Origin of the sequence: Agrobacterium radiobacter, from assembly GCF_040801995.1 — a bacterium.
Taxonomy (GTDB): Bacteria; Pseudomonadota; Alphaproteobacteria; order Rhizobiales; family Rhizobiaceae; genus Agrobacterium; species Agrobacterium radiobacter.
Map to the genome: position 1 here is coordinate 488,753 of NZ_JBEGHX010000001.1, position 18,731 is coordinate 507,483.

The 18,731-nt window shown below is 60.6% G+C and carries 19 protein-coding genes; 9 read left to right on the forward strand and 10 right to left on the reverse strand.

Annotated elements, in window-relative coordinates:
• Positions 1-123 precede the first annotated feature (123 nt).
• The 3 genes from MRBLRC7O_RS02380 to MRBLRC7O_RS02390 all read right to left on the reverse strand — a co-directional run bounded on the left by MRBLRC7O_RS02380 (position 124) and on the right by MRBLRC7O_RS02390 (position 3,448).
• Positions 124-1,137: an NAD(P)H-quinone oxidoreductase gene (locus tag MRBLRC7O_RS02380; protein ID WP_162690753.1), complete on the reverse strand. Its 1,014-nt coding sequence runs from the start codon at positions 1,135-1,137 to the stop codon at positions 124-126.
• A gap of 88 nt (positions 1,138-1,225) precedes the next feature.
• Positions 1,226-3,028 (reverse strand): GGDEF domain-containing protein, encoded by a 1,803-nt coding sequence (locus MRBLRC7O_RS02385; protein ID WP_003508995.1) that lies wholly within the window; start codon positions 3,026-3,028, stop codon positions 1,226-1,228.
• Positions 3,029-3,211: 183 nt separating this feature from the next.
• The gene (locus MRBLRC7O_RS02390; protein ID WP_080865968.1) at positions 3,212-3,448 is read right to left on the reverse strand and encodes a ribbon-helix-helix domain-containing protein; all 237 of its coding nucleotides are present in this window, start codon (positions 3,446-3,448) and stop codon (positions 3,212-3,214) included.
• Positions 3,449-3,817: 369 nt separating this feature from the next.
• Here MRBLRC7O_RS02390 and betI point away from each other — a divergent pair, with 369 nt between their 5' ends.
• The 3 genes from betI (at position 3,818) to betA (ending at position 7,799) form a co-directional block, all read left to right on the forward strand.
• Complete coding sequence (gene betI, locus MRBLRC7O_RS02395) at positions 3,818-4,453, forward strand: transcriptional regulator BetI (RefSeq protein WP_003508993.1); 636 nt, start codon at positions 3,818-3,820, stop codon at positions 4,451-4,453.
• On the forward strand, positions 4,450-5,931 hold the full coding sequence (gene betB, locus MRBLRC7O_RS02400; protein ID WP_003508991.1) for a betaine-aldehyde dehydrogenase: 1,482 nt from the start codon (positions 4,450-4,452) through the stop codon (positions 5,929-5,931). The genes betI and betB overlap by 4 nt, the downstream gene beginning before the upstream one ends.
• A 218-nt stretch (positions 5,932-6,149) precedes the next feature.
• Positions 6,150-7,799, forward strand: a complete 1,650-nt coding sequence (gene betA / locus MRBLRC7O_RS02405) for a choline dehydrogenase (protein ID WP_080865969.1) — start codon at positions 6,150-6,152, stop codon at positions 7,797-7,799.
• A gap of 3 nt (positions 7,800-7,802) precedes the next feature.
• On the opposite strand, the gene MRBLRC7O_RS02410 is transcribed toward betA, so the two are convergent.
• The 3 genes from MRBLRC7O_RS02410 to MRBLRC7O_RS02420 all read right to left on the reverse strand — a co-directional run bounded on the left by MRBLRC7O_RS02410 (position 7,803) and on the right by MRBLRC7O_RS02420 (position 9,223).
• The gene (locus MRBLRC7O_RS02410; protein ID WP_003508988.1) at positions 7,803-8,102 is read right to left on the reverse strand and encodes a type II toxin-antitoxin system RelE/ParE family toxin; all 300 of its coding nucleotides are present in this window, start codon (positions 8,100-8,102) and stop codon (positions 7,803-7,805) included.
• On the reverse strand, positions 8,099-8,371 hold the full coding sequence (locus MRBLRC7O_RS02415; RefSeq protein ID WP_003508986.1) for a YlcI/YnfO family protein: 273 nt from the start codon (positions 8,369-8,371) through the stop codon (positions 8,099-8,101). The genes MRBLRC7O_RS02410 and MRBLRC7O_RS02415 overlap by 4 nt, the downstream gene beginning before the upstream one ends.
• A gap of 99 nt (positions 8,372-8,470) precedes the next feature.
• On the reverse strand, positions 8,471-9,223 hold the full coding sequence (locus MRBLRC7O_RS02420) for a DUF3750 domain-containing protein (protein WP_162690754.1): 753 nt from the start codon (positions 9,221-9,223) through the stop codon (positions 8,471-8,473).
• A 73-nt stretch (positions 9,224-9,296) separates the two neighbouring features.
• On the opposite strand from MRBLRC7O_RS02420, the gene MRBLRC7O_RS02425 reads away from it, so the two are divergent.
• Positions 9,297-10,295 (forward strand): asparaginase, encoded by a 999-nt coding sequence (locus MRBLRC7O_RS02425; RefSeq protein ID WP_060723902.1) that lies wholly within the window; start codon positions 9,297-9,299, stop codon positions 10,293-10,295.
• 134 nt (positions 10,296-10,429) lie between these two features.
• A complete protein-coding gene (locus MRBLRC7O_RS02430) occupies positions 10,430-11,050 on the forward strand; it encodes a glutathione S-transferase family protein (RefSeq protein WP_080865971.1) in 621 nt (206 codons plus the stop codon).
• Positions 11,051-11,143: 93 nt separating this feature from the next.
• Here the strand turns inward: MRBLRC7O_RS02430 and MRBLRC7O_RS02435 are convergent, their stop codons facing one another.
• A complete protein-coding gene (locus tag MRBLRC7O_RS02435; RefSeq protein ID WP_003508979.1) occupies positions 11,144-11,803 on the reverse strand; it encodes a glutathione S-transferase family protein in 660 nt (219 codons plus the stop codon).
• 82 nt (positions 11,804-11,885) lie between these two features.
• Positions 11,886-12,401, reverse strand: coding sequence for a MarR family winged helix-turn-helix transcriptional regulator (locus MRBLRC7O_RS02440; protein WP_080865972.1), 516 nt, complete (start codon positions 12,399-12,401; stop codon positions 11,886-11,888).
• Positions 12,402-12,542: 141 nt separating this feature from the next.
• On the opposite strand from MRBLRC7O_RS02440, the gene MRBLRC7O_RS02445 reads away from it, so the two are divergent.
• Positions 12,543-14,072, forward strand: a complete 1,530-nt coding sequence (locus MRBLRC7O_RS02445; protein ID WP_031234516.1) for an MDR family MFS transporter — start codon at positions 12,543-12,545, stop codon at positions 14,070-14,072.
• A 36-nt stretch (positions 14,073-14,108) separates the two neighbouring features.
• Here the strand turns inward: MRBLRC7O_RS02445 and MRBLRC7O_RS02450 are convergent, their stop codons facing one another.
• Both MRBLRC7O_RS02450 and MRBLRC7O_RS02455 read right to left on the reverse strand, forming a co-directional pair.
• Positions 14,109-14,408, reverse strand: coding sequence for an addiction module antidote protein (locus tag MRBLRC7O_RS02450; RefSeq protein WP_080865973.1), 300 nt, complete (start codon positions 14,406-14,408; stop codon positions 14,109-14,111).
• Positions 14,389-14,703 (reverse strand): type II toxin-antitoxin system RelE/ParE family toxin, encoded by a 315-nt coding sequence (locus tag MRBLRC7O_RS02455; protein WP_080865974.1) that lies wholly within the window; start codon positions 14,701-14,703, stop codon positions 14,389-14,391. Before MRBLRC7O_RS02455 ends, MRBLRC7O_RS02450 begins: the two co-directional genes overlap by 20 nt.
• Before the next feature lie 230 nt (positions 14,704-14,933).
• On the opposite strand from MRBLRC7O_RS02455, the gene MRBLRC7O_RS02460 reads away from it, so the two are divergent.
• From MRBLRC7O_RS02460 to MRBLRC7O_RS02470, 3 genes are all read left to right on the forward strand, one after another.
• Positions 14,934-15,950, forward strand: a complete 1,017-nt coding sequence (locus MRBLRC7O_RS02460) for a ligase-associated DNA damage response exonuclease (protein WP_162690755.1) — start codon at positions 14,934-14,936, stop codon at positions 15,948-15,950.
• A 1-nt stretch (position 15,951) separates the two neighbouring features.
• Positions 15,952-17,577, forward strand: coding sequence for a cisplatin damage response ATP-dependent DNA ligase (locus MRBLRC7O_RS02465; protein WP_367727288.1), 1,626 nt, complete (start codon positions 15,952-15,954; stop codon positions 17,575-17,577).
• Positions 17,578-17,751: 174 nt separating this feature from the next.
• Positions 17,752-18,717: an alpha/beta hydrolase family protein gene (locus tag MRBLRC7O_RS02470; protein ID WP_065694899.1), complete on the forward strand. Its 966-nt coding sequence runs from the start codon at positions 17,752-17,754 to the stop codon at positions 18,715-18,717.
• Positions 18,718-18,731: the final 14 nt, after the last annotated feature.

The window sequence follows — 18,731 nt, forward strand, 5'->3', positions numbered from 1 at the left end:
GCACCAGAGACCGAAATCTCATTAGACATTGGATCACCTCCTTCCGATACGTTGAACATAACTAGAAGGTAGTACGATTCGTCAGTAATGCAAGAGGGGTTACTTATAACGGGCGCCCGGGCATTACGACACCCGCATCACGATCTTGCCGATATGATTGCTGCTCTCCATCAGCCGGTGCGCTTCCACAACCTCGTCCAGCGTGAAGACCCGGTTGATAACAGGCGCGACCTGACCGCTTTCGATGAGCGGCCAGACCTCTCCGATGAGGTCGTCGCGGATGGCGCGTTTTTCGTCCGCCGTGCGGGGACGCATGGTGGAGCCGGTGACGGTGAGGCGTTTGACCATGATCGGGGTTAGATTGACCTTCTCGGCCATGGCACCACCCAGAAAGGCGATGATCGACAGGCAGCCATCCTTGGCGAGTGCCGCAAGGTTCTTTTCGAAATAGGCTGCGCCGATCATGTCGAGAACGACATCGACGCCCTTGCCGCCGGTTTCGGATTTAACGATCTCGGCGAAATCCTCCTCGCGGTAATTGATCGCGCGCTTGGCGCCGAGCTTCACGCAGGCCTCGCATTTTTCCGCCGAGCCCGCCGTGGCATAGACTTCGGCGCCAAAGGCTTTCGCAAGCTGGATGGCAGTCGTGCCGATACCGCTGGTGCCGCCGTGGATGAGCACGCTTTCCCCTTCGGTAAGGCCTGCCATCTGGAAGAGATTGGCCCAGACAGTGAAGAAGGTTTCCGGCAATGCGGCCGCTTTGACGGCGTCGTAACCTTTGGGGAAGGGCAGGGCCTGTCCGGCGGGCACGGTGCAATATTCGGCATAAGCGCCGCCATTGGCGAGCGCGCAGACCTTGTCGCCCAGCGCGAATTCATCGACGCCTTCACCGAGAGCGACCACCTCGCCGGCGATTTCGAGGCCGAGGATCGGGCTTGCATCCTTCGGCGGCGGATAGGTGCCCTGCCGCTGCGCGACATCGGGGCGGTTGACGCCCGCCGCCTCGACCTTCACCAGAATTTCGCCTTTTGCGGGCTTCGGCAAAGGCGCTTGTGAAAGCTGCATCACCTCCGGGCCGCCATGGGAGGGAAGGTCGATGAAGCGCATTTTTTCGGGCAGGGTCATAGTGTCGGGCATGGCCAGGGGCAACTCCTCACTTGTCGGCGTCACCTGAAGATGTAGGTCAGATGCGCCGTCGAGGGAAGGTGGCCCTTTGCCGCTGATGTCAATTTGTCTCGCCGAACACCCGGACGACGAAGCCGCTTTCATTTTCCTTCGCAGCGGCCTTCACACCCGCGATCTCGCTGCCGATACGCTCGGGATTGGCGATGATCAGCCCCTTCGGCAAGGTTAGGACGCCGATCGAGCAGCGCAGCAGCGCGAAGTCACGCTCGTTGCCGTGGCGGTCCTGGCCTTTCATGCAGCCGGCGGCGCGGTCTTCGTCCGAATAGAGTTCGGCGACATCGTCGTGAAAATCGCTGAGCAGCCGCTCTAGGATTTCCGTCAGTTCTCCTACCGACCAGTCACGCACGCCGATGAAGAAGTCGTCGCCGCCGATATGGCCGAGGAAACAATCACCGGCAAAAAAGTAGCGGCGCATCAGAGCCGAAAACAGGGTGATGGCGTGGTCGCCGGCGTTGAAGCCGTATTTGTCGTTGAAGGGTTTGAAATTATCGAAGTCGCAATAGCAGAAGAAACGCGACTCGTCGCCGTCGCTGCAGCGGTCGGCAATGAAGCCGCCAATCGCGCGGTTGCCGGGCAGCGCCGTCAGCGGGTTCTGGTCCTGCGCCATCTTCAGCTGTTTTTCGTTGATGACCTTGATGAGCGAGGCCGCGGAAACAATGCCGGCGTAACGCATGTTTTCGGTGAGGATGATGCAGGCGCTGCCGCCCATGCTGGCGAACATGTTCATCAGCTGGTCGGCATCCGCATCGAGGCCGACGATCGGCGCGGGATCGACGAAATGGGAAATGGTGCGCTCATAGATCTTGTTCTTGAGCAGGTCGCGGCCGAAGGGCCGGTAGATATATTCCTTGAGGTGATATTCGTTGATGACGCCGCGCGGTTCGCCATTGGCGTTGAGAACCGGGAAGAAGGCCTGCTGCGGATTTCTGCGGAACAGTTCGAAGACGCTGTCGACGCTGTCATGCTCGAAGACGGTGGGAAGGCGCTCTATTTCCCGGCGGATGAGAATTTCATCCAGCGTCTGGCTGCTGCGTCGCGCCACGCCGATGCGGTTGATGTGGGGAAAACTTTCAGGCAATTCGCTGGTGAAGACCGTTGGCCTGGCGATCAGCCAGCCCTGCACCAGATCGACGCCGAATTCGCGGCAGGTCAGAAATTCCGCTTCGGTCTCGATGCCTTCCGCAATGACCCTGACGCCGAGAACATGGGCGATGTTGACGATGTTGCGCACAAGGTGCTGCTTGCGCGGCAATTGGTCGACGCCGGTGATGAAATGCCGGTCGATCTTCAGGTAATCCAGCGGGAAGTCGCAGAGCAGCTTCATCTCGCCGTGACCGGCGCCGAAATCGTCAATCGCCAGCTTGAAACCTTCCTTGCGCATACGGGCGATCAGCGCCGTGAACTCCGGCACGCTGGTATTGTCGAAACGTTCGGAAAGTTCAAAGCAGATGGAGGAGGCCGGAATGCCCGCCCGCGCCAGATGGCCGACGAGCTTGTCCAGAATGGCGTCGCCATGCGGGATCAGCCGTACGTCGAGATTGAGGAACAGGGTGGCGGAGGAAAAATCGGGCAGGGTGGAGAATTTTGCGAGCGCCCGGCTTGCCAGCATCTGCTCGAAGGCCTTCAGCTCGCCATCCGCAGCAGCCTGGTCGAGAAGCGCCAGCGGATTGGAAAAACCGAGCCGATCATGGCCGCGCATCAGCGATTCATAACCGAAGATCGTGCCCGTCGTCGCCTCGACAATCGGCTGGAACGCCGTTTCGAGCACCAGCTTGGCCATGGGAAACATGTGCCCGGAGGCAAAACGCCTGATGACATCGTTCTCCAGCGTGACGGCCTGCATTTTATTCTCCGCTGTTGCCGGTCCCCATGTGGCTAACGTAAGGGGAGCCTGTCTCTTTTGCGGCGAACAATCGCAGATTACAGGTCAACAAAAGCTTTCACGACTGTGAAGCTTTGATGAACGTTTTGTTACAACCCCATAAGCATGTGGGCCCATGAGCATGTGGGGTTGTTGCGTCGGGCCTCATGCGCGGCGGACGTGCCCGGTGTGAGCGGCGTAGAGATCCGCGACGTTCATGCGCTCCCGGTCTGCCTCGACAGACTCTGCGGACTTCGCGCCGACGCCATGTTCGGCGGAGGCCGCCCATAGTCTCAGCGCTGCCCTGACGACCTCGCTGCCGGATGCGTAAGCGCCGCAATTCACGGCCTCGCGCATTCTTGCTGCCTGTTCCGGGGAAATCGATACTGTTACCATTGGCATGATATCACTCCCTTCTTTAAACACTGCGAGCGGTCCTTCGATGTCCGGTTTGCGGATCGGGTGCCGTCGTGGTCTAGGCGGGCGTTTTTATCGTCTTTCGTCTGGCGCCGCTTCCAGCGAAATTTGTATCATCAGCGATATTAGCACGAAACGCGTTCCATTCCCAATTCGCAGTATATCACGGTTTAGTTTTTCCCCCGTGAACCGGGCGGCAGCATGGGGTTCGCCGCACCGGCCGATGCCTGCGAAACTATCACTGTCCGGCCAAGGAAAATATGATCCATCGCAAATCAGCGACATAAAATGGCGCGTTTTTTATTGATTGATTGATCAATCAAGAATAATTTGCCATCCGTCAAGGAGACCCCTATGCCCAAGATCGGAATGGAGCCTTTGCGCCGCAAGGCGCTTGTGGATGCGGCGCTTCGCACCATAGGCCACCATGGTTCGCTGAATGTGACAATGTCTGATATCGCCCGGGAAGCGGGCGTGTCGGCAGCGCTCGCGCATCATTATTTCGGCAGCAAGCAGCAGCTTCTTCTGGAAACCATCCGCAGCCTGCTGCGTGACCTCAGGCGCGATGCCGTGGCGGCGCTGACACGCGCTTCCGGCCCGCGCGAAAGGCTGAGCGCCATCGTGCATGTCTCCTTTCAGAGCGACCAGTTCACGCCCGAAACCGTGGCGGCATGGCTCGCCTTTTATGTCGAGGCGCAGCGTTCGGAGGAAACGCGCCGCCTGCTGGTGCTTTATTCCCGCCGCCTGCGCTCCAATCTCATGGCCAGCCTCAACCGGCTTTGTCCGCCCGACGATGCCGCGCGCATCGCGGAAGGGGCGGCGGCCCTGATCGACGGGCTTTATATCAGGCACAGCCTGCGTTCCGCCCCGCTTGGCCTCGCCTCCGCGCCGGCGCTGGTCGAGGATTATTTCGACATGCAGCTCAAATCTTTTCCCGATGGACAGCGCCCGAAGCCGTCCATCCGCGTTCTCAAGGAGACTTCGACATGACCATCGCGACGCCGCTCAAGGCGCAGCCGAAAGCCTCGCATTTCATCGACGGGGACTATGTCGAGGATAATACCGGTACGCCGTTCGAGAGCATCTTTCCGGCCACCGGCGAAGTGATCGCAAGGCTGCATGCGGCAACACCTGCCATCGTCGAGCGCGCCATCGCCTCGGCCAAACGCGCGCAGAAGGAATGGGCGGTGATGAGCCCCACGGCGCGCGGCCGCATCCTCAAACGCGCCGCCGATATCATGCGCGAACGCAACGATGCGCTTTCCACGCTGGAAACGCTGGATACGGGCAAGCCCATTCAGGAAACCATCGTCGCCGACCCAACCTCCGGCGCCGATGCTTTCGAATTCTTCGGCGGCATCGCGCCGTCCGCCCTGAATGGCGATTATATCCCGCTCGGCGGTGATTTCGCCTATACCAAGCGTGTGCCGCTCGGTGTCTGCGTTGGCATCGGCGCCTGGAACTATCCGCAGCAGATCGCCTGCTGGAAGGCCGCGCCCGCGCTGGTCGCCGGCAATGCCATGGTCTTCAAGCCCTCGGAAAACACCCCGCTCGGCGCGTTGAAGATTGCCGAAATCCTCATCGAAGCCGGCCTGCCAAAGGGCCTGTTCAACGTCATCCAGGGCGACCGCGACACCGGCCCGCTTCTGGTCAACCACCCCGAAGTGGCCAAGGTCTCGCTCACCGGCTCCGTGCCGACCGGCCGCAAGGTGGCCGCCGCCGCCGCCGGGCATCTGAAGCATGTGACCATGGAACTCGGCGGCAAGTCGCCGATGATTGTCTTCGATGATGCCGATATCGAAAGCGCCGTCGGCGGCGCGATGCTCGGCAACTTCTATTCCTCCGGCCAGGTCTGCTCGAACGGCACGCGCGTTTTCGTGCAGAAAAAGGCGAAGGAGCGTTTCCTCGACAACCTGAAAAGCCGCACCGAGGCGATGATCCTCGGCGATCCCCTCGATTACGCCACCCATCTCGGCCCGCTGGTCTCCAAGGCCCAGCAGGAGAAGGTTCTTTCCTATATCGAAAAGGGCAAGGCGGAAGGAGCGACGCTCATCACCGGCGGCGGCATTCCCAACAATGTCTCGGGCGAGGGCGCTTATGTGCAACCGACCGTGTTCGCCGATGTGACCGACGATATGACCATCGCCCGCGAGGAAATCTTCGGGCCGGTCATGTGCGTGCTGGATTTCGACGATGAGGACGAGGTTATCGCCCGCGCCAACGCAACCGAATTCGGGCTGGCCGGCGGCGTCTTCACCGCCGATCTCGCCCGCGCCCACCGTGTGGTGGATCAGCTGGAGGCGGGCACGCTGTGGATCAATACCTATAATCTCTGCCCGGTGGAAATGCCCTTCGGCGGCTCCAAGCAGTCCGGGTTCGGGCGGGAGAATTCGGCGGCGGCGCTGGAGCATTATAGCGAGCTGAAGACGGTTTATGTGAGCACGGGGAAGGTGGACGCGCCTTATTAAGGCAGCGTTGCGGATTGGGGCTTACCCCCCTCTGTCCTGCCGGACATCTCCCCCTCAAGGGGGAGATCGGCAAGACGAGCCGTATCACTTCACCCGCGAAATTTGAGAAGGGCGAAACCTGGCCTCAGATCGATCTCCCCCCTTGAGGGGGAGATGTCCGGCAGGACAGAGGGGGGTAAGCCCACCCGCACATGAGCCATTGAGAGAGAGCACAAATCATGCAGGCAGATTACGTCATCGTCGGTTCGGGCTCCGCAGGCTCCGCCATCGCCTATCGCCTGTCGGAAGACGGTCGTTATTCTGTCATCGTCATCGAGGCAGGCGGTTCCGATTTCGGCCCCTTTATCCAGATGCCCGCCGCACTCGCGTGGCCGATGAGCATGAAGCGCTACAATTGGGGTTATCTCTCCGAGCCCGAACCCAATCTCGACAACCGCCGCATCACAGCCCCGCGCGGCAAGGTCATCGGCGGCTCGTCCTCCATCAACGGCCTCGTTTACGTGCGCGGCCACGCGGAGGATTTCAACCGCTGGGAAGAGCTTGGCGCGCATGGCTGGGCCTATGCGGATGTGCTGCCTTACTTCAAGCGCATGGAGCACAGCCATGGCGGCGAGGAAGGCTGGCGCGGCACGGATGGGCCGCTGCATGTGCAGCGTGGCCCCGTCAGCAATCCGCTGTTCCACGCCTTCATTCAGGCGGGCGCGCAGGCGGGCTTTGAACTGACGGACGATTATAACGGCTCCAAGCAGGAGGGTTTCGGCCTGATGGAGCAGACCATCCACAATGGCCGCCGCTGGTCCGCCGCCAATGCCTATCTGAAGCCGGCGCTGAAGCGCGGCAACGTCACGCTGGTCAATGGTTTCGCCCGCAAGATCGTCATCGAGAACGGCCGCGCCGTGGGTGTCGAGATCGAACGCAAGGGCGTGGTGGAAACCGTCACGGCCAATCGCGAGGTCATCCTTTCTGCCTCCTCCTTCAACTCGCCGAAACTGCTGATGCTTTCGGGCGTCGGTCCTGCTGCCCATCTGAAAGACATGGGCATCGAAGTGAAGGCGGATCGTCCGGGCGTCGGCGCAAATCTTCAGGACCATATGGAGTTTTATTTCCAGCAGGTCTCCACCAAGCCGGTCTCGCTTTACTCCTGGCTTCCATGGTTTTGGCAGGGCGTGGCGGGCGCGCAATGGCTGCTGTCGAAAGGCGGGCTTGGCGCCTCCAACCAGTTCGAGGCCTGCGCCTTCCTGCGCTCCGCGCCCGGTCTGAAACAGCCTGATATCCAGTATCATTTCCTGCCCGTGGCCATTTCCTATGACGGCAAGGCCGCCGCAAAAAGCCACGGCTTTCAGGTGCATGTGGGCTACAACCTGTCGAAATCGCGCGGCAACGTCACCCTGCGCTCCGCCGATCCGCATGACGACCCGGTCATCCGCTTCAACTATATGAGCCATCAGGAAGACTGGGAAAAATTCCGCCATTGTGTGCGCCTGACGCGCGAAATCTTCAGCCAGAAAGCCTTTGACGATTTTCGCGGGCCGGAAATCCAGCCGGGCGAAAATGTCGGGACGGATGAGGAAATTGACGCCTTTTTGCGGGAGCATCTGGAAAGCGCCTATCACCCCTGCGGCACCTGCCGGATGGGCGACAAGGACGACCCGATGGCCGTCGTCGATCCCGAATGCCGGGTCATCGGAGTGGAGGGCCTGAGGGTTGCCGATAGCTCGATCTTCCCGCATGTGACCTATGGCAACCTGAACGGCCCGTCGATCATGACCGGCGAAAAGGCGGCGGACCACATTCTCGGCAAGACCCCGCTGCCGCGTTCCAATCAGGAACCATGGGTGAACCCGCGCGCGGCCGTCAACGACCGGTGAGGATCAATGGTAGTCGTCCTCGCGCTGGTGGCGAACGGCGGCGATGGTGACAGTTTCCGGGCCGTCGATACGGAACAACACGATATAGCCGGACGAGCCGAAAGGGACGAGTAATTCACGCATCAGGCCATTTTCTTGAGATGCTTTGCGGCAGCTGAAAGGAAAATCGGTCAGAAGCTGCAAGCCCGTTCTGATCGCGTGGATCGCCTTTTCTGCCACATCGATGTCATAGGCGATCAGAAAGTCGTAGATTCGGTCGAAATCACCGAACGCTTCTTCGGTGTAGCGAAGCGAATATGTCATTTTCGCTTCGCTGCTTTCGCGGCATCCAGCTTTCTTTGCATCATCGAAAGAACGTCATCGGTGGTATAATAAACCCCCGTACGTTCCGCCTCTTCGAGTGATGCTAACCCGCGCGCAATGAATTCCGCCTGCGACTTGCGGATTTCAACCTGCCTGCGCACAGAGTCTTCAATAAAGGACGAAAGTGTTTCGCCGTCCTTAAGCACGCTTTCTGCTGCCTCGCGAAAATCCGCCGTCACCCGCAGCGAAGGGATCGTTGCCGTTTTCATGGGTTGCCTCTTTTGCATTGCAATTGCGATGCGCAGATTGAGTTAATTACTAGATGGAGTCAAATTAAAATGGGTGGAAACGTCGGGAGGGCAGCCACGTCATACATCCGGACCGGCCACCCCGAAATAACCAAGCCCCGGTATCTTCACACCGGGCCGGCCAAAATCGATGCCGGCGACAAGACCGAGAAAGTTGACCTCAAAACCGCTGCGGGCACCTGCCGAAATACCGAACAACCCGCCCAGCGAAACGCTCGCATCCTTCCAGTCGTCGGCGATGTGGTAAAACGCACCGTCCGGCAGGTAGTCGCGGCCCACCGCGTCCGGCGGCAGCACGACGCCCAGTTCCGGCACGCTGCGCAGCACATGGGCGACGAAGGTGTTGGAGTTGGGGCCGGGATAGATGCGATAGCCGCCCGGCCGACCATAGGGGTAATCGGCAATCGCCTTTTCGATTTTCGGGATCAGCTTTTCCGCTTCCGCGCCGTGAATGGCCACCACCTGGCGCGGCATGTTGGAATACCAGTAGGCGTCCGCTGCATAACCATTATGGCGGATCGGCGTGCCCCAGCCCACCTTGTCGTAACGGTCATAGGTCGCAGCACCGGGCTTTTTCAGCACGACCCAGGCATGGCTGGCGACGGACCCCTTGAAGCCACCGGTCATGGCGGAAAAGACGTAGACCGCGGCTTCTCTGTCGCTCGACGCCACCGGCAGCATGCCGGAGGACGACCATCTTGCGGCGTTCCAGCCGCGCGGATGGTCCTTCATGGCCCATAGCCCCGCCGATGCCAGTGCCGGCAGCAGATAGATAATGGCAATCGCCAGCAGCAGACGTTTTGCAAATTTCACTGACAGCCCCGTGCATCGAAAAATCAATTGCGGTATCAACGACATAAAATCAGAATTTTTTGAGGCTGAGAGAATGAACAATTCCGTTACCGTCGAAGTCACCAGGGGCAATCTCGTCGAAAGCCGCCATCAGGGTCTTGTCGTGGTGGTGGATGGTGATGGCGGCGTGCTGTTTTCGTCTGGTGATATCGAGCGCGGCATCTTCCCGCGTTCCGCCTGCAAGGCCATGCAGGCGCTGCCGCTGGTGGAAAGTGGTGCTGCGGATGCCTATGGTTTCGGCAACCGCGAACTCGCATTCGCCTGTTCGTCCCATTCCGGGGAGGACGCGCATGTGGAACTCGCCGCTTCGATGCTTGCGAAGGCGGGCAGGGATGTGGATACGCTGGAATGTGGCGCACACTGGTCTTCGGACCAGAAAACCATCATCCACCAGGCTCGCACACTGGAAAAGCCGACAGCGCTGCATAATAATTGCTCCGGCAAACATTCCGGTTTCATCTGCGCCTGTTGCCACACCGGCACCGATCCCAGGGGCTATGTCGGTTACGATCACCCGCTGCAGCGGGAAATCCGCGCCACGATGGAAAGCCTGACGGGTGCTGCTCTCGGCCAGGACAATTGCGGCGTGGATGGCTGCTCCATCCCCACCTATGCCGTACCGCTCAAAGGGCTGGCGCATGGTTTCGCGAAGATGGCGACGGGCAGGGGGCTGGAAGCGGGTCGTGCGACAGCGTCGCGCCGTCTCATCGAGGCCTGCATGGCAGAACCCTTTTATGTGGCGGGCACCGGCCGCGCCTGCACGAGGCTGATGCAGATCGCGCCGGGAAAAATCTTCGCAAAGACCGGCGCGGAGGGCGTTTTCGTCGCCGCCCTGCCGGAAAAGGGTATCGCCATGGCGGTGAAATGCGAAGACGGTACGACACGCGCGGCCGAAGCCGTGGTATCCGCACTGCTCGCCCGCTATTTCGATGAAGGCAGCGCCGAGCAGCAGGCGCTGAGCAGCATGGCGAACCGGCAGATGCGCAACTGGAACGGCATCCACGTCGGCGATGTCAGAGTCGTCGGGCTCTAAATAACCTTTGACGCGGCCGGTTGCCGGCACGATGATGACGTGCCCTGTATGTGACGGCCATCCCACGGCCGCCGCGGGCCGGCGTCCGCATGAGGAAGAAACGGGCGCTTCATTGCTTTGGAGGTCGCATATCCATGTTCACACTGTTCTTCTCCCCCGGTTCCTGTTCTCGCGCCAGCCATATCGTGCTTGAGGAATCCGGCCTGCCTTACAAGGCCCATCGCGTCAATTTCGCGGAGGGCGAGCAACGCTCCGAGGCATTTTTAAAGGTCAATCCCAAGGGCCGCGTGCCGGCGCTGGCCACCGCAAGCGGCGTGCTGACGGAGACGCCCGCCATTCTCGCCTTTATCGCCCAGATGGCGCCTGAAAAGAAGCTCGCGCCGCTCGATGATCCCTTCGAATTCGCGTTGATGCAGTCCTTCAACGCCTTCATTTCTTCGACCGTGCATGTCGCCCATGCGCATGGCCGGCGCGGCAGCCGCTGGGCGAATGAGGATAGCTCGCTGGCCGATATGAAGGCGAAAGTGCCGCAGACCATGGGCGAGTGCTTCGAACTGATCGAGCACGGCATGCTGCACGGCCCATGGGTTCTTGGTACGGCCTATTCGGTTGCCGATCCCTATCTTTTCGTCATGTCCGGCTGGCTGGAAAGCGATGGCGTGGATATTGCCCGTTTCCCGAAGGTGCATGACCACTTCCGCCGCATGAACGACCGCCCGGCGGTGCAGCGGGCGCTTGCGGGGGAGAGGGGCTGAGAGGCCCCAGCTCGGTCTTGTGGTTGCTCCCTCATTTCTGTGACAAGCACAGGAATGAGGGCAGAGAGACACGCTGGCGGAGTGTTCTCCCGCTCAGGCCGCCTCGGCCGCGCGGGTATCCCACATCGTCTTGAACGCCGTGCGGGTCTGGCAGCGGTCCAGCCAGGCTTTCAGCGCCGGATGGGCATCGAACAGCGGCTTGTGGCCCTGTGCGTAACGAACGATTTCCGCGGCGTTGAGATCGGCCACGGTGAAACGGTCGCCCACCAGGTATTCGTGGCTGGAAAGGTGCTGCTCCAGCACCCGGAAGGGGCGCTTCAGCAGGCGGGCGGCGACATCGATCACCGCCTTGCCGCTATCGCTTTCCGACAGGCCCTCGGCGATCGCAGAGGAAATCTTTAGCGAATTGGTTTCGATTTCGGTCGCGGCAAAGAAGGACCATTGCAGCATCGCCGCATCTTCCTTCAAATCGACCGGCGCAAGCGGTCCGCCATATTTGCGGGCGAGATAGAGGTTGATGGCCATGGATTCGTAAAGCACCATGCCGTCATCCTCGATGCAGGGAATGGTGCCCATCGGGTTGACGGCCAGAAAATCCGGGGACAGCGTGTTGAGCGGCGCATCCGCAGCCAGCGGATCGGCAAGACGGCGGGCCTGTATGACCGGCACATGTTTGAATTCTATGCCGAGTTCCCCTGCCAGCCACAATGTGCGCGTGGCACGGGAACGGTAGACACCGTAAATCGTCAACATCGAAATTACCCCTTTAACCTGTCAGATGGCGGCACGTTACGGTCTAGCCATTTTAAAGTGAAGCTGCGGATCGCAGGGTCAACTATGATTTTTTCTGATCCGTCAGGAGGTCCGTATCCGGCGAGAGCCGGCATTCGAAGCGGTCGATGAACCGTTCGAACAGGCGGGCGAAAGTCTCCACATCCTCCGCCGGCCATCCGTCCATGACGTCCTCGATGACGCTCATCTTGGTCCGGCGCATTTCCTGCAAAAGGCTGGTGCCGAGCGGGGTGATCTCGACAATGCTGCGGCGGCCGTCTTCCTGGGAAACGCCGCGTTTCAGCAGGCCGCGCCCCACCATATCCGCCACGACCCTGCTGCCACGCGAGGGATCGATGCGCATGCCCTCGGCAATCGCACCCACGGTAACGTCGCCTTCCGCCCGGCGCAGAATGTCGAGCACGTCGATATGGGAAAGTTCCAGACCCGGAGCGAGCTTGGCAAGCGCCATGCGGCCGATGATGCGGCGGCCGATCATGATGCGCATGCGCGTCATCGTGTTGCCGATCCGCTTGATGTCCTCAGGCAGATCCTCGCTCCAGTTTTCCTCAGTCGCCACGCTTCATCGTCCCTTTCGATGCAGTTTCCCGATCACATTTAGCGGCATTAGCATAAATGTCAAAAACTTGCCATTGACATATATATGCTGATAGCACACAAATTGCCGCAGCAAAACCGCCGTAAGCCAACGAGATTTTTCATGGATATGTCCACCGCCCCCGTGGCGCCGCTTGTGTCGGATCATCGGCGCAGGCTCATCGTCTTTCTGTTTCTGATGCTGGCCATGTTCATGGCGACCCTCGACAACCAGATCGTATCCACAGCACTGCCCACCATCGTCGGTGAATTCGGCGCGCTGGAGCGTTTCGGCTGGATCGGCTCGGCCTATCTTCTGGCGACCAGCGCGGTCATGCCGGTTTATGGCAAGCTCGGTGATCTGTTCGGCCGCAAATATGTGATGATCGCAGCGGTTGTCATCTTCACGCTCGGCTCGCTGGCCTGCGGGCTGGCCTGGTCGATGGATTCGCTGATTGCGGCCCGCGTGCTGCAGGGGCTTGGCGGCGGCGGCATCATGGTATCGATCTTTTCCGTCAATGCGGATCTGTTCGAACCGCGCGAGCGCGCCCGTTACCAGAGCTATTCCAGCCTCACCATCATGGCGTCTGGCAGTGTCGGCCCGATCCTCGGCGGCACGATGAGCGACCTGTTCGGTTGGCGGTCGATCTTCCTCATCAACCTGCCGCTCGGCATTATCGTCATTGCAGGTCTGGCGCTGATGCTGCCCTATCGCCGTCCGGCCCGCCAGCCGAAGATCGATTATCTCGGCGCGGTCCTCTTGGCGGCCACCATTGCCAGCGTGGTCTTCTGGGCAGACAGCAGCGAATTGTTCGGCTCGCTGATCGCAGGCCCCAGTCTCGGCATCATCGCTTTCGCCGTCATCGCCGCTTTCCTCTGGGTGCAGGTGGAACGCCGCGCGCCGGAACCCGTCGTGCCGCTCAGGCTCTTCAAGGACAGCACCTTTCCGCTCTTGATGATCGTTTCGCTGACCAGCGGCGGCATCGGTATCGGCATGGTCAATTATTACGCCCTGTTCCTGCAGACCACGACCGGCCTTTCGCCTTCCCATGCCGGCCTGTTCTTCATCGCCGTCACCGGCGGCATCGTCATGGGTTCGCTTTCAGCCGGGCGGCTGATTTCGATCACCGGCGTCTACAAGCCCTTCTCGGTGGCGGGTCTCACCATCAACCTCATCGCCATGCTGCTCTTCACGCAGATGCATGCAGGAACGCCGCTTCCCCTGATCGCCGCGTTGATGCTGGTGCAGGGTTTCGCCGTTGGCCTCGGCCAGCAGGCGCCGATCATCGGCGTGCAGAATTCCGCGCCCAAGGCGGATATAGGTGCGGCGAGCGGCGCGGTGACGCTGACCCGCATGGGCGGCGCGGCCATCGCCATCTCGGTCTATGGCGCCATCGTATCATCGAGCCTCAGGGGCGTGGCCGTCGATATTCCCGGTGTCGGCAAGATCGAGGAGCTGACGCCGAAAATCCTCTCCGAACTTCCCGCCGCCTCACAGGCCGCAGTCGCCTCGCTTTATTCGGATGCCTTCACTCCACTCTTTTTCGCAGCGGCCGCGACCGCCGCCATCGGCCTTGCGGCGGCGCTGATGCTGAAGCCGGTGCGGTTGCCAGCAGCGGTGCAGGCAAAGCCGGCGGAAGAGGCGGCGGAGTAGCATAGCGAAGTTAACCGATGGTCGTTGAACGCCGTCTCACGCGGCGTTCAATGACTTTTCAACGGCCAGCCGAAAGCCCAGCGCATGCAGGACCCTCTGCACGGTTTCATAGCGAAGCTTCGAACCGGGCCTAAGCGCCTTATAGAGGCTTTCGCGGCCGAGACCCGAAGCATCCGCAATGTGCGACATTCCGCGAGCCTTGGCGACCGCGCCAAGGGCGCCAATGAAGACGTCGGGGTTCTCGTCTTCCATCGCGATTGCCAGAAATTCGATCATGGCTTCGTCGCTATCCAGGTAGTCTGACACATCGAATTTGCTAAATTCCGTCACGGCCATCCCTTCCGATTGTCTGTGCCATCTCGATTGCGCGCTTTATGTCCCGCCGCTGCGAAGACTTATCCCCGCCGACCAGAAGGAAATAAACCCTCTTGCCAACGCGAGTGAAATAGACCCGATAACCGGGACCGAAGTGGATGCGCATTTCTGAAACGCCTTCACCCACCGGCGCGCAATCGCCGAAGTTCCCATGCTCGGCTGCCGTGAGACGATGAAGAATCCGCACTTTTCCGGCACGATCTTTCAACACCTTCAGCCATTCGTCGAACTCTGCCGATTTCTGGAAACTGTTCATGATAGCATGTATCCGATTAGATACATTTCTGCAAGCGTAAATCCCATGGCTACCCTGTGAGCCGATTGTGCGCTGGCATTGCGCCTGCGAACTTCGTACCAAAACTCCATACAGGCCCGGCTCAAAGCCGAAATGACGCACGCAAAACAAAAACACCGCCACTGGAAATTTAACGCCCGTTTCGCGTTATTCTCGCAGCACTTTACATTCGCGCGGGCGGCCCTATCTCAATGAATATGAAGCCGGAACAGCTGTTGAACTCCACGCCCAAGGGTCTTTATTGCCCGGCGGGCGATTTTTATGTCGATCCCGTCCGCCCGGTGGCGCGGGCGCTCATCACTCATGGCCATTCCGATCACGCCCGCGCCGGCCATGGCGCGGTGCTGGCCACGCGCCAGACGCTCGATATCATGCGCATCCGTTATGGCGAGGACTTCTGCGGCAAAGAGCAGGCGGTCGCTTTCGGTGAAACGGTGGATGTCAATGGCGTGACGGTGGGTTTCCATCCGGCGGGCCATGTTCTCGGCTCCGCACAGATCTCCGTGGAAATGAACGGCCTGCGCATCGTCGCCTCGGGCGATTACAAGCGCGGCATCGACCCTACCTGCGCGCCCTTCGAGACGGTGCCATGCGATGTCTTCATCACAGAGGCCACCTTCGGCCTGCCGGTGTTCCATCATCCGCTGCCGCGGGTGGAAATCGGCAAGCTGCTCACCTCCATCAAACAGTTTCCCGAACGCACCCATCTGGTCGGGGCCTATTCACTGGGCAAGGCGCAGCGCGTCATTCGGCTGCTCCGCGACAACGGTTATTCCGATCCCATCTATATTCACGGCGCGCTGGCCAGACTTTGCGATTATTATGTCTCTGAGGGTATCGATCTCGGCGATCTGCGCCCCGCGACGCTCGAAAAAAGCGATCCTTCCGCCTTCAAGGGCGCGATTGTCGTCGGTCCGCCCTCGGCGTTTCAGGAGCGCTGGGCGCGCCGTTTCAACGAGCCGCTGATTGCCTTTGCGTCTGGCTGGATGATGGTGCGGCAGAGGGCAAAGCAGGGCGGCGTGGAGCTGCCGCTGGTCATATCAGACCATTGCGACTGGCCGGAACTTCTGGAGACGATCAAGGAAATTTCTCCGCAGGCCATCTGGGTCACCCATGGCCGTGAGGAGGCGCTGGTGCGCTGGTGCGAATTGCAGGGCATTGCCGCCAAGCCGCTGCATCTTGTCGGTTACGAGGATGAGGGGGATTGAGATGAAAGCCTTCGCCACCCTTCTCGATCGCCTCGTTCTCACCCCCTCGCGCAACGGCAAGCTGAAGCTGCTGACCGATTATTTCCGCGATACGCCCGATCCTGACCGGGGTTACGGGCTGGCGGCGATTGCCGGCACGCTGGACCTCAAAAGCGTCAAACCGGCCCTGCTGCGCGAGCTGGTGCTGGAGCGAATGGATGAAGTGCTGTTCCGCTATTCCTATGATTATGTCGGCGATCTGGCCGAGACCATATCGCTGGTCTGGGGCAATATCGGCGGCGTGGATGACGCCGAGGCTCAGGACCCGCGTCTCGGCGAAGTCGTCACACTGATGAATTCACTCGGCCGCAGGGAGGTGCGCGGCGCGGTGCGCGATCTGCTCGACCGGCTCGATACGTCCTCGCGTTTCGCTTTCCTCAAACTCGCAACCGGCAGCCTGCGCATCGGCGTTTCGGCGCGGCTGGCGCGTCAGGCGCTGGCGGATTTTGCCGGGAAAGACATCACCGAGATCGAGACCCTCTGGCACGGGCTGACGCCGCCCTATACGTCGCTTTTCGCATGGCTTGAGGGCAGGTCGGACCGGCCGGTGCTGGCGACACCAGCCATCTTCCACTCGGTGATGCTGGCGACGCCGGTGGCCGATGGCGATCTCGATGGGCTGGACCCGGCCGACTATGCCGCCGAATGGAAATGGGACGGCATTCGCGTGCAGCTGTCCCGCGCCGGTGGGACGCGAAAACTCTATTCCCGTTCCGGCGACGATATTTCCGGCGCCTTTCCAGACGTTCTGGAGGCGATCGATTTCGAAGGTGTGATGGATGGCGAGTTGCTGATTGGCGGGACAGTGCGGTCCAACAATCTCACCCGCACCTTTTCCGACCTGCAGCAGCGGCTGAACCGCAAGACGGTGACGGCAAAGATGCTGGACGACTATCCCGCCTTCATCCGCGCCTATGACCTGCTGTTCGATGGCGAGAGCGATATCCGCGCGCAGACCTATCTGGAGCGCCGCGGCAGGCTTTCTGACATCATCGAACATGCGCCGCATGACCGTTTCGACCTATCGCCGCTGATCGGCTTTTCCAGCTGGACGGAGCTCGACACGCTGCGTGCCGCGCCGCCTGATCCTGTCATCGAGGGTGTGATGATCAAGCGCCGCGACAGCACCTATCAGGCAGGCCGCGCCAAGGGGCCGTGGTTCAAGTGGAAACGCGATCCCTATAATATCGACGCTGTCATGATGTATGCCCAGCGCGGCCACGGCAAAAGGTCGAGCTATTATTCCGATTTCACCTTCGGTGTCTGGGCAGAAGGCGAGGATGGCGAACAGCTCGTGCCCGTCGGAAAGGCCTATTTCGGCTTCACCGATGCGGAGCTGGAGGTGCTGGACAAGTTCGTGCGTGACAATACGGTCGAGCGTTTCGGCCCGGTGCGGGCGGTGCGCGCCACGCCGGATTTCGGTTTTGTGCTTGAAGTGGCCTTCGAAGGTATCAACCGCTCCACCCGCCACAAATCCGGCGTCGCCATGCGTTTCCCGCGCATTGCGCGGCTGCGCGCCGACAAGCTGCCCGCGGAAGCAGACAGGCTTTCGACGCTGGTGGCGATGATCGATGGTGTGGAGGGGTAGGGGGCTGCGCCGCTTCCCTCATTCCCGTGACTAGTGCAGGAGCAAGGAAAGTATTTTGTCCAGAAATTGCCATGATGGCTGCGAATACATTGTTGTCATTCGCGAATCCGTGATTGGACAGCCTCCCGCCGCAGTGTTGAACTGCTGTTACAACCATCCTCGTCAGGTGAACATATGGCAGACAAACGCTTTCTTTCCTCACCCTTCGGACAGGAAGAGAGCGGCCCGATCTCGCCGGGCATGACGCGGCGCAGAGTGCTGGCCGGCGCCATGGGGCTGTCAGCGGCGGTTATCCTGCCGCCCGCCGTGAAAGCGGGCATTCCCACACCCGAAGTTCTGCCGCTGGAAAGGCAGGATTATGCGGAGGCCCGCCGACGTTTCCACACGCATCTGCTGCGCAAGATGGCCGCGCCGGAAAAATCCTCGGTGCTTGGCACGCCGCCCGGGGCGGAGCGTGTCACCTATCCCGGCGGGCCGGATGGTTCCATCGAACTGGTCGCTTGGCTCTCCCATTATCAGCCGTCAAAAACGCTGAAACCCGCTGTGCTTTTCCTCCACGGCGGCAACGCCACCGGTGACGGCCACTGGGCGCTGATGAAGCCCTATTGGGAAGCGGGCTTCGTTGTGCTGCTTCCGTCCTTTCGCGGCGAAAACGGCCAGAATGGCAATTATTCCGGCTTCTACGACGAAACGGCGGATGCGCTGGCGGCGGCGGCCTATCTGGAAAATCTTCCCGGCATCGACAGAAAGCGGTTCTTCATCGCCGGCCATTCCAATGGCGGCACGCTGACGCTTCTGGCCGCCATGAGCCGTAAATTCCGCGCCGCCGCGCCCATATCCGCCGGTGTCAATTCATGGCGTTATTTCAACCGCTATACCGACGAGATCTGTTTCGACGAAACCGACGAGCGCGAATTCATCATGCGCTCTTCCGTCTGTTTCGGCCCCAGCCTCAAATGCCCGGCGCTGCTTTTGCGTGGCACGGAGGAGCGGCCCTTCGACGGCGACCACCAGCTTTTCGTGGATCGCGCCCTGACATCCGGCTTCAAGGTCGACAAAAAACTGCTGCCCGGCAACCATAATGGCGTGGTTCCGGGCGCGGTGGAAGAAAGCATCCGCTTTTTCAACGGTTTCGTCTAAACGCGATATTGCGC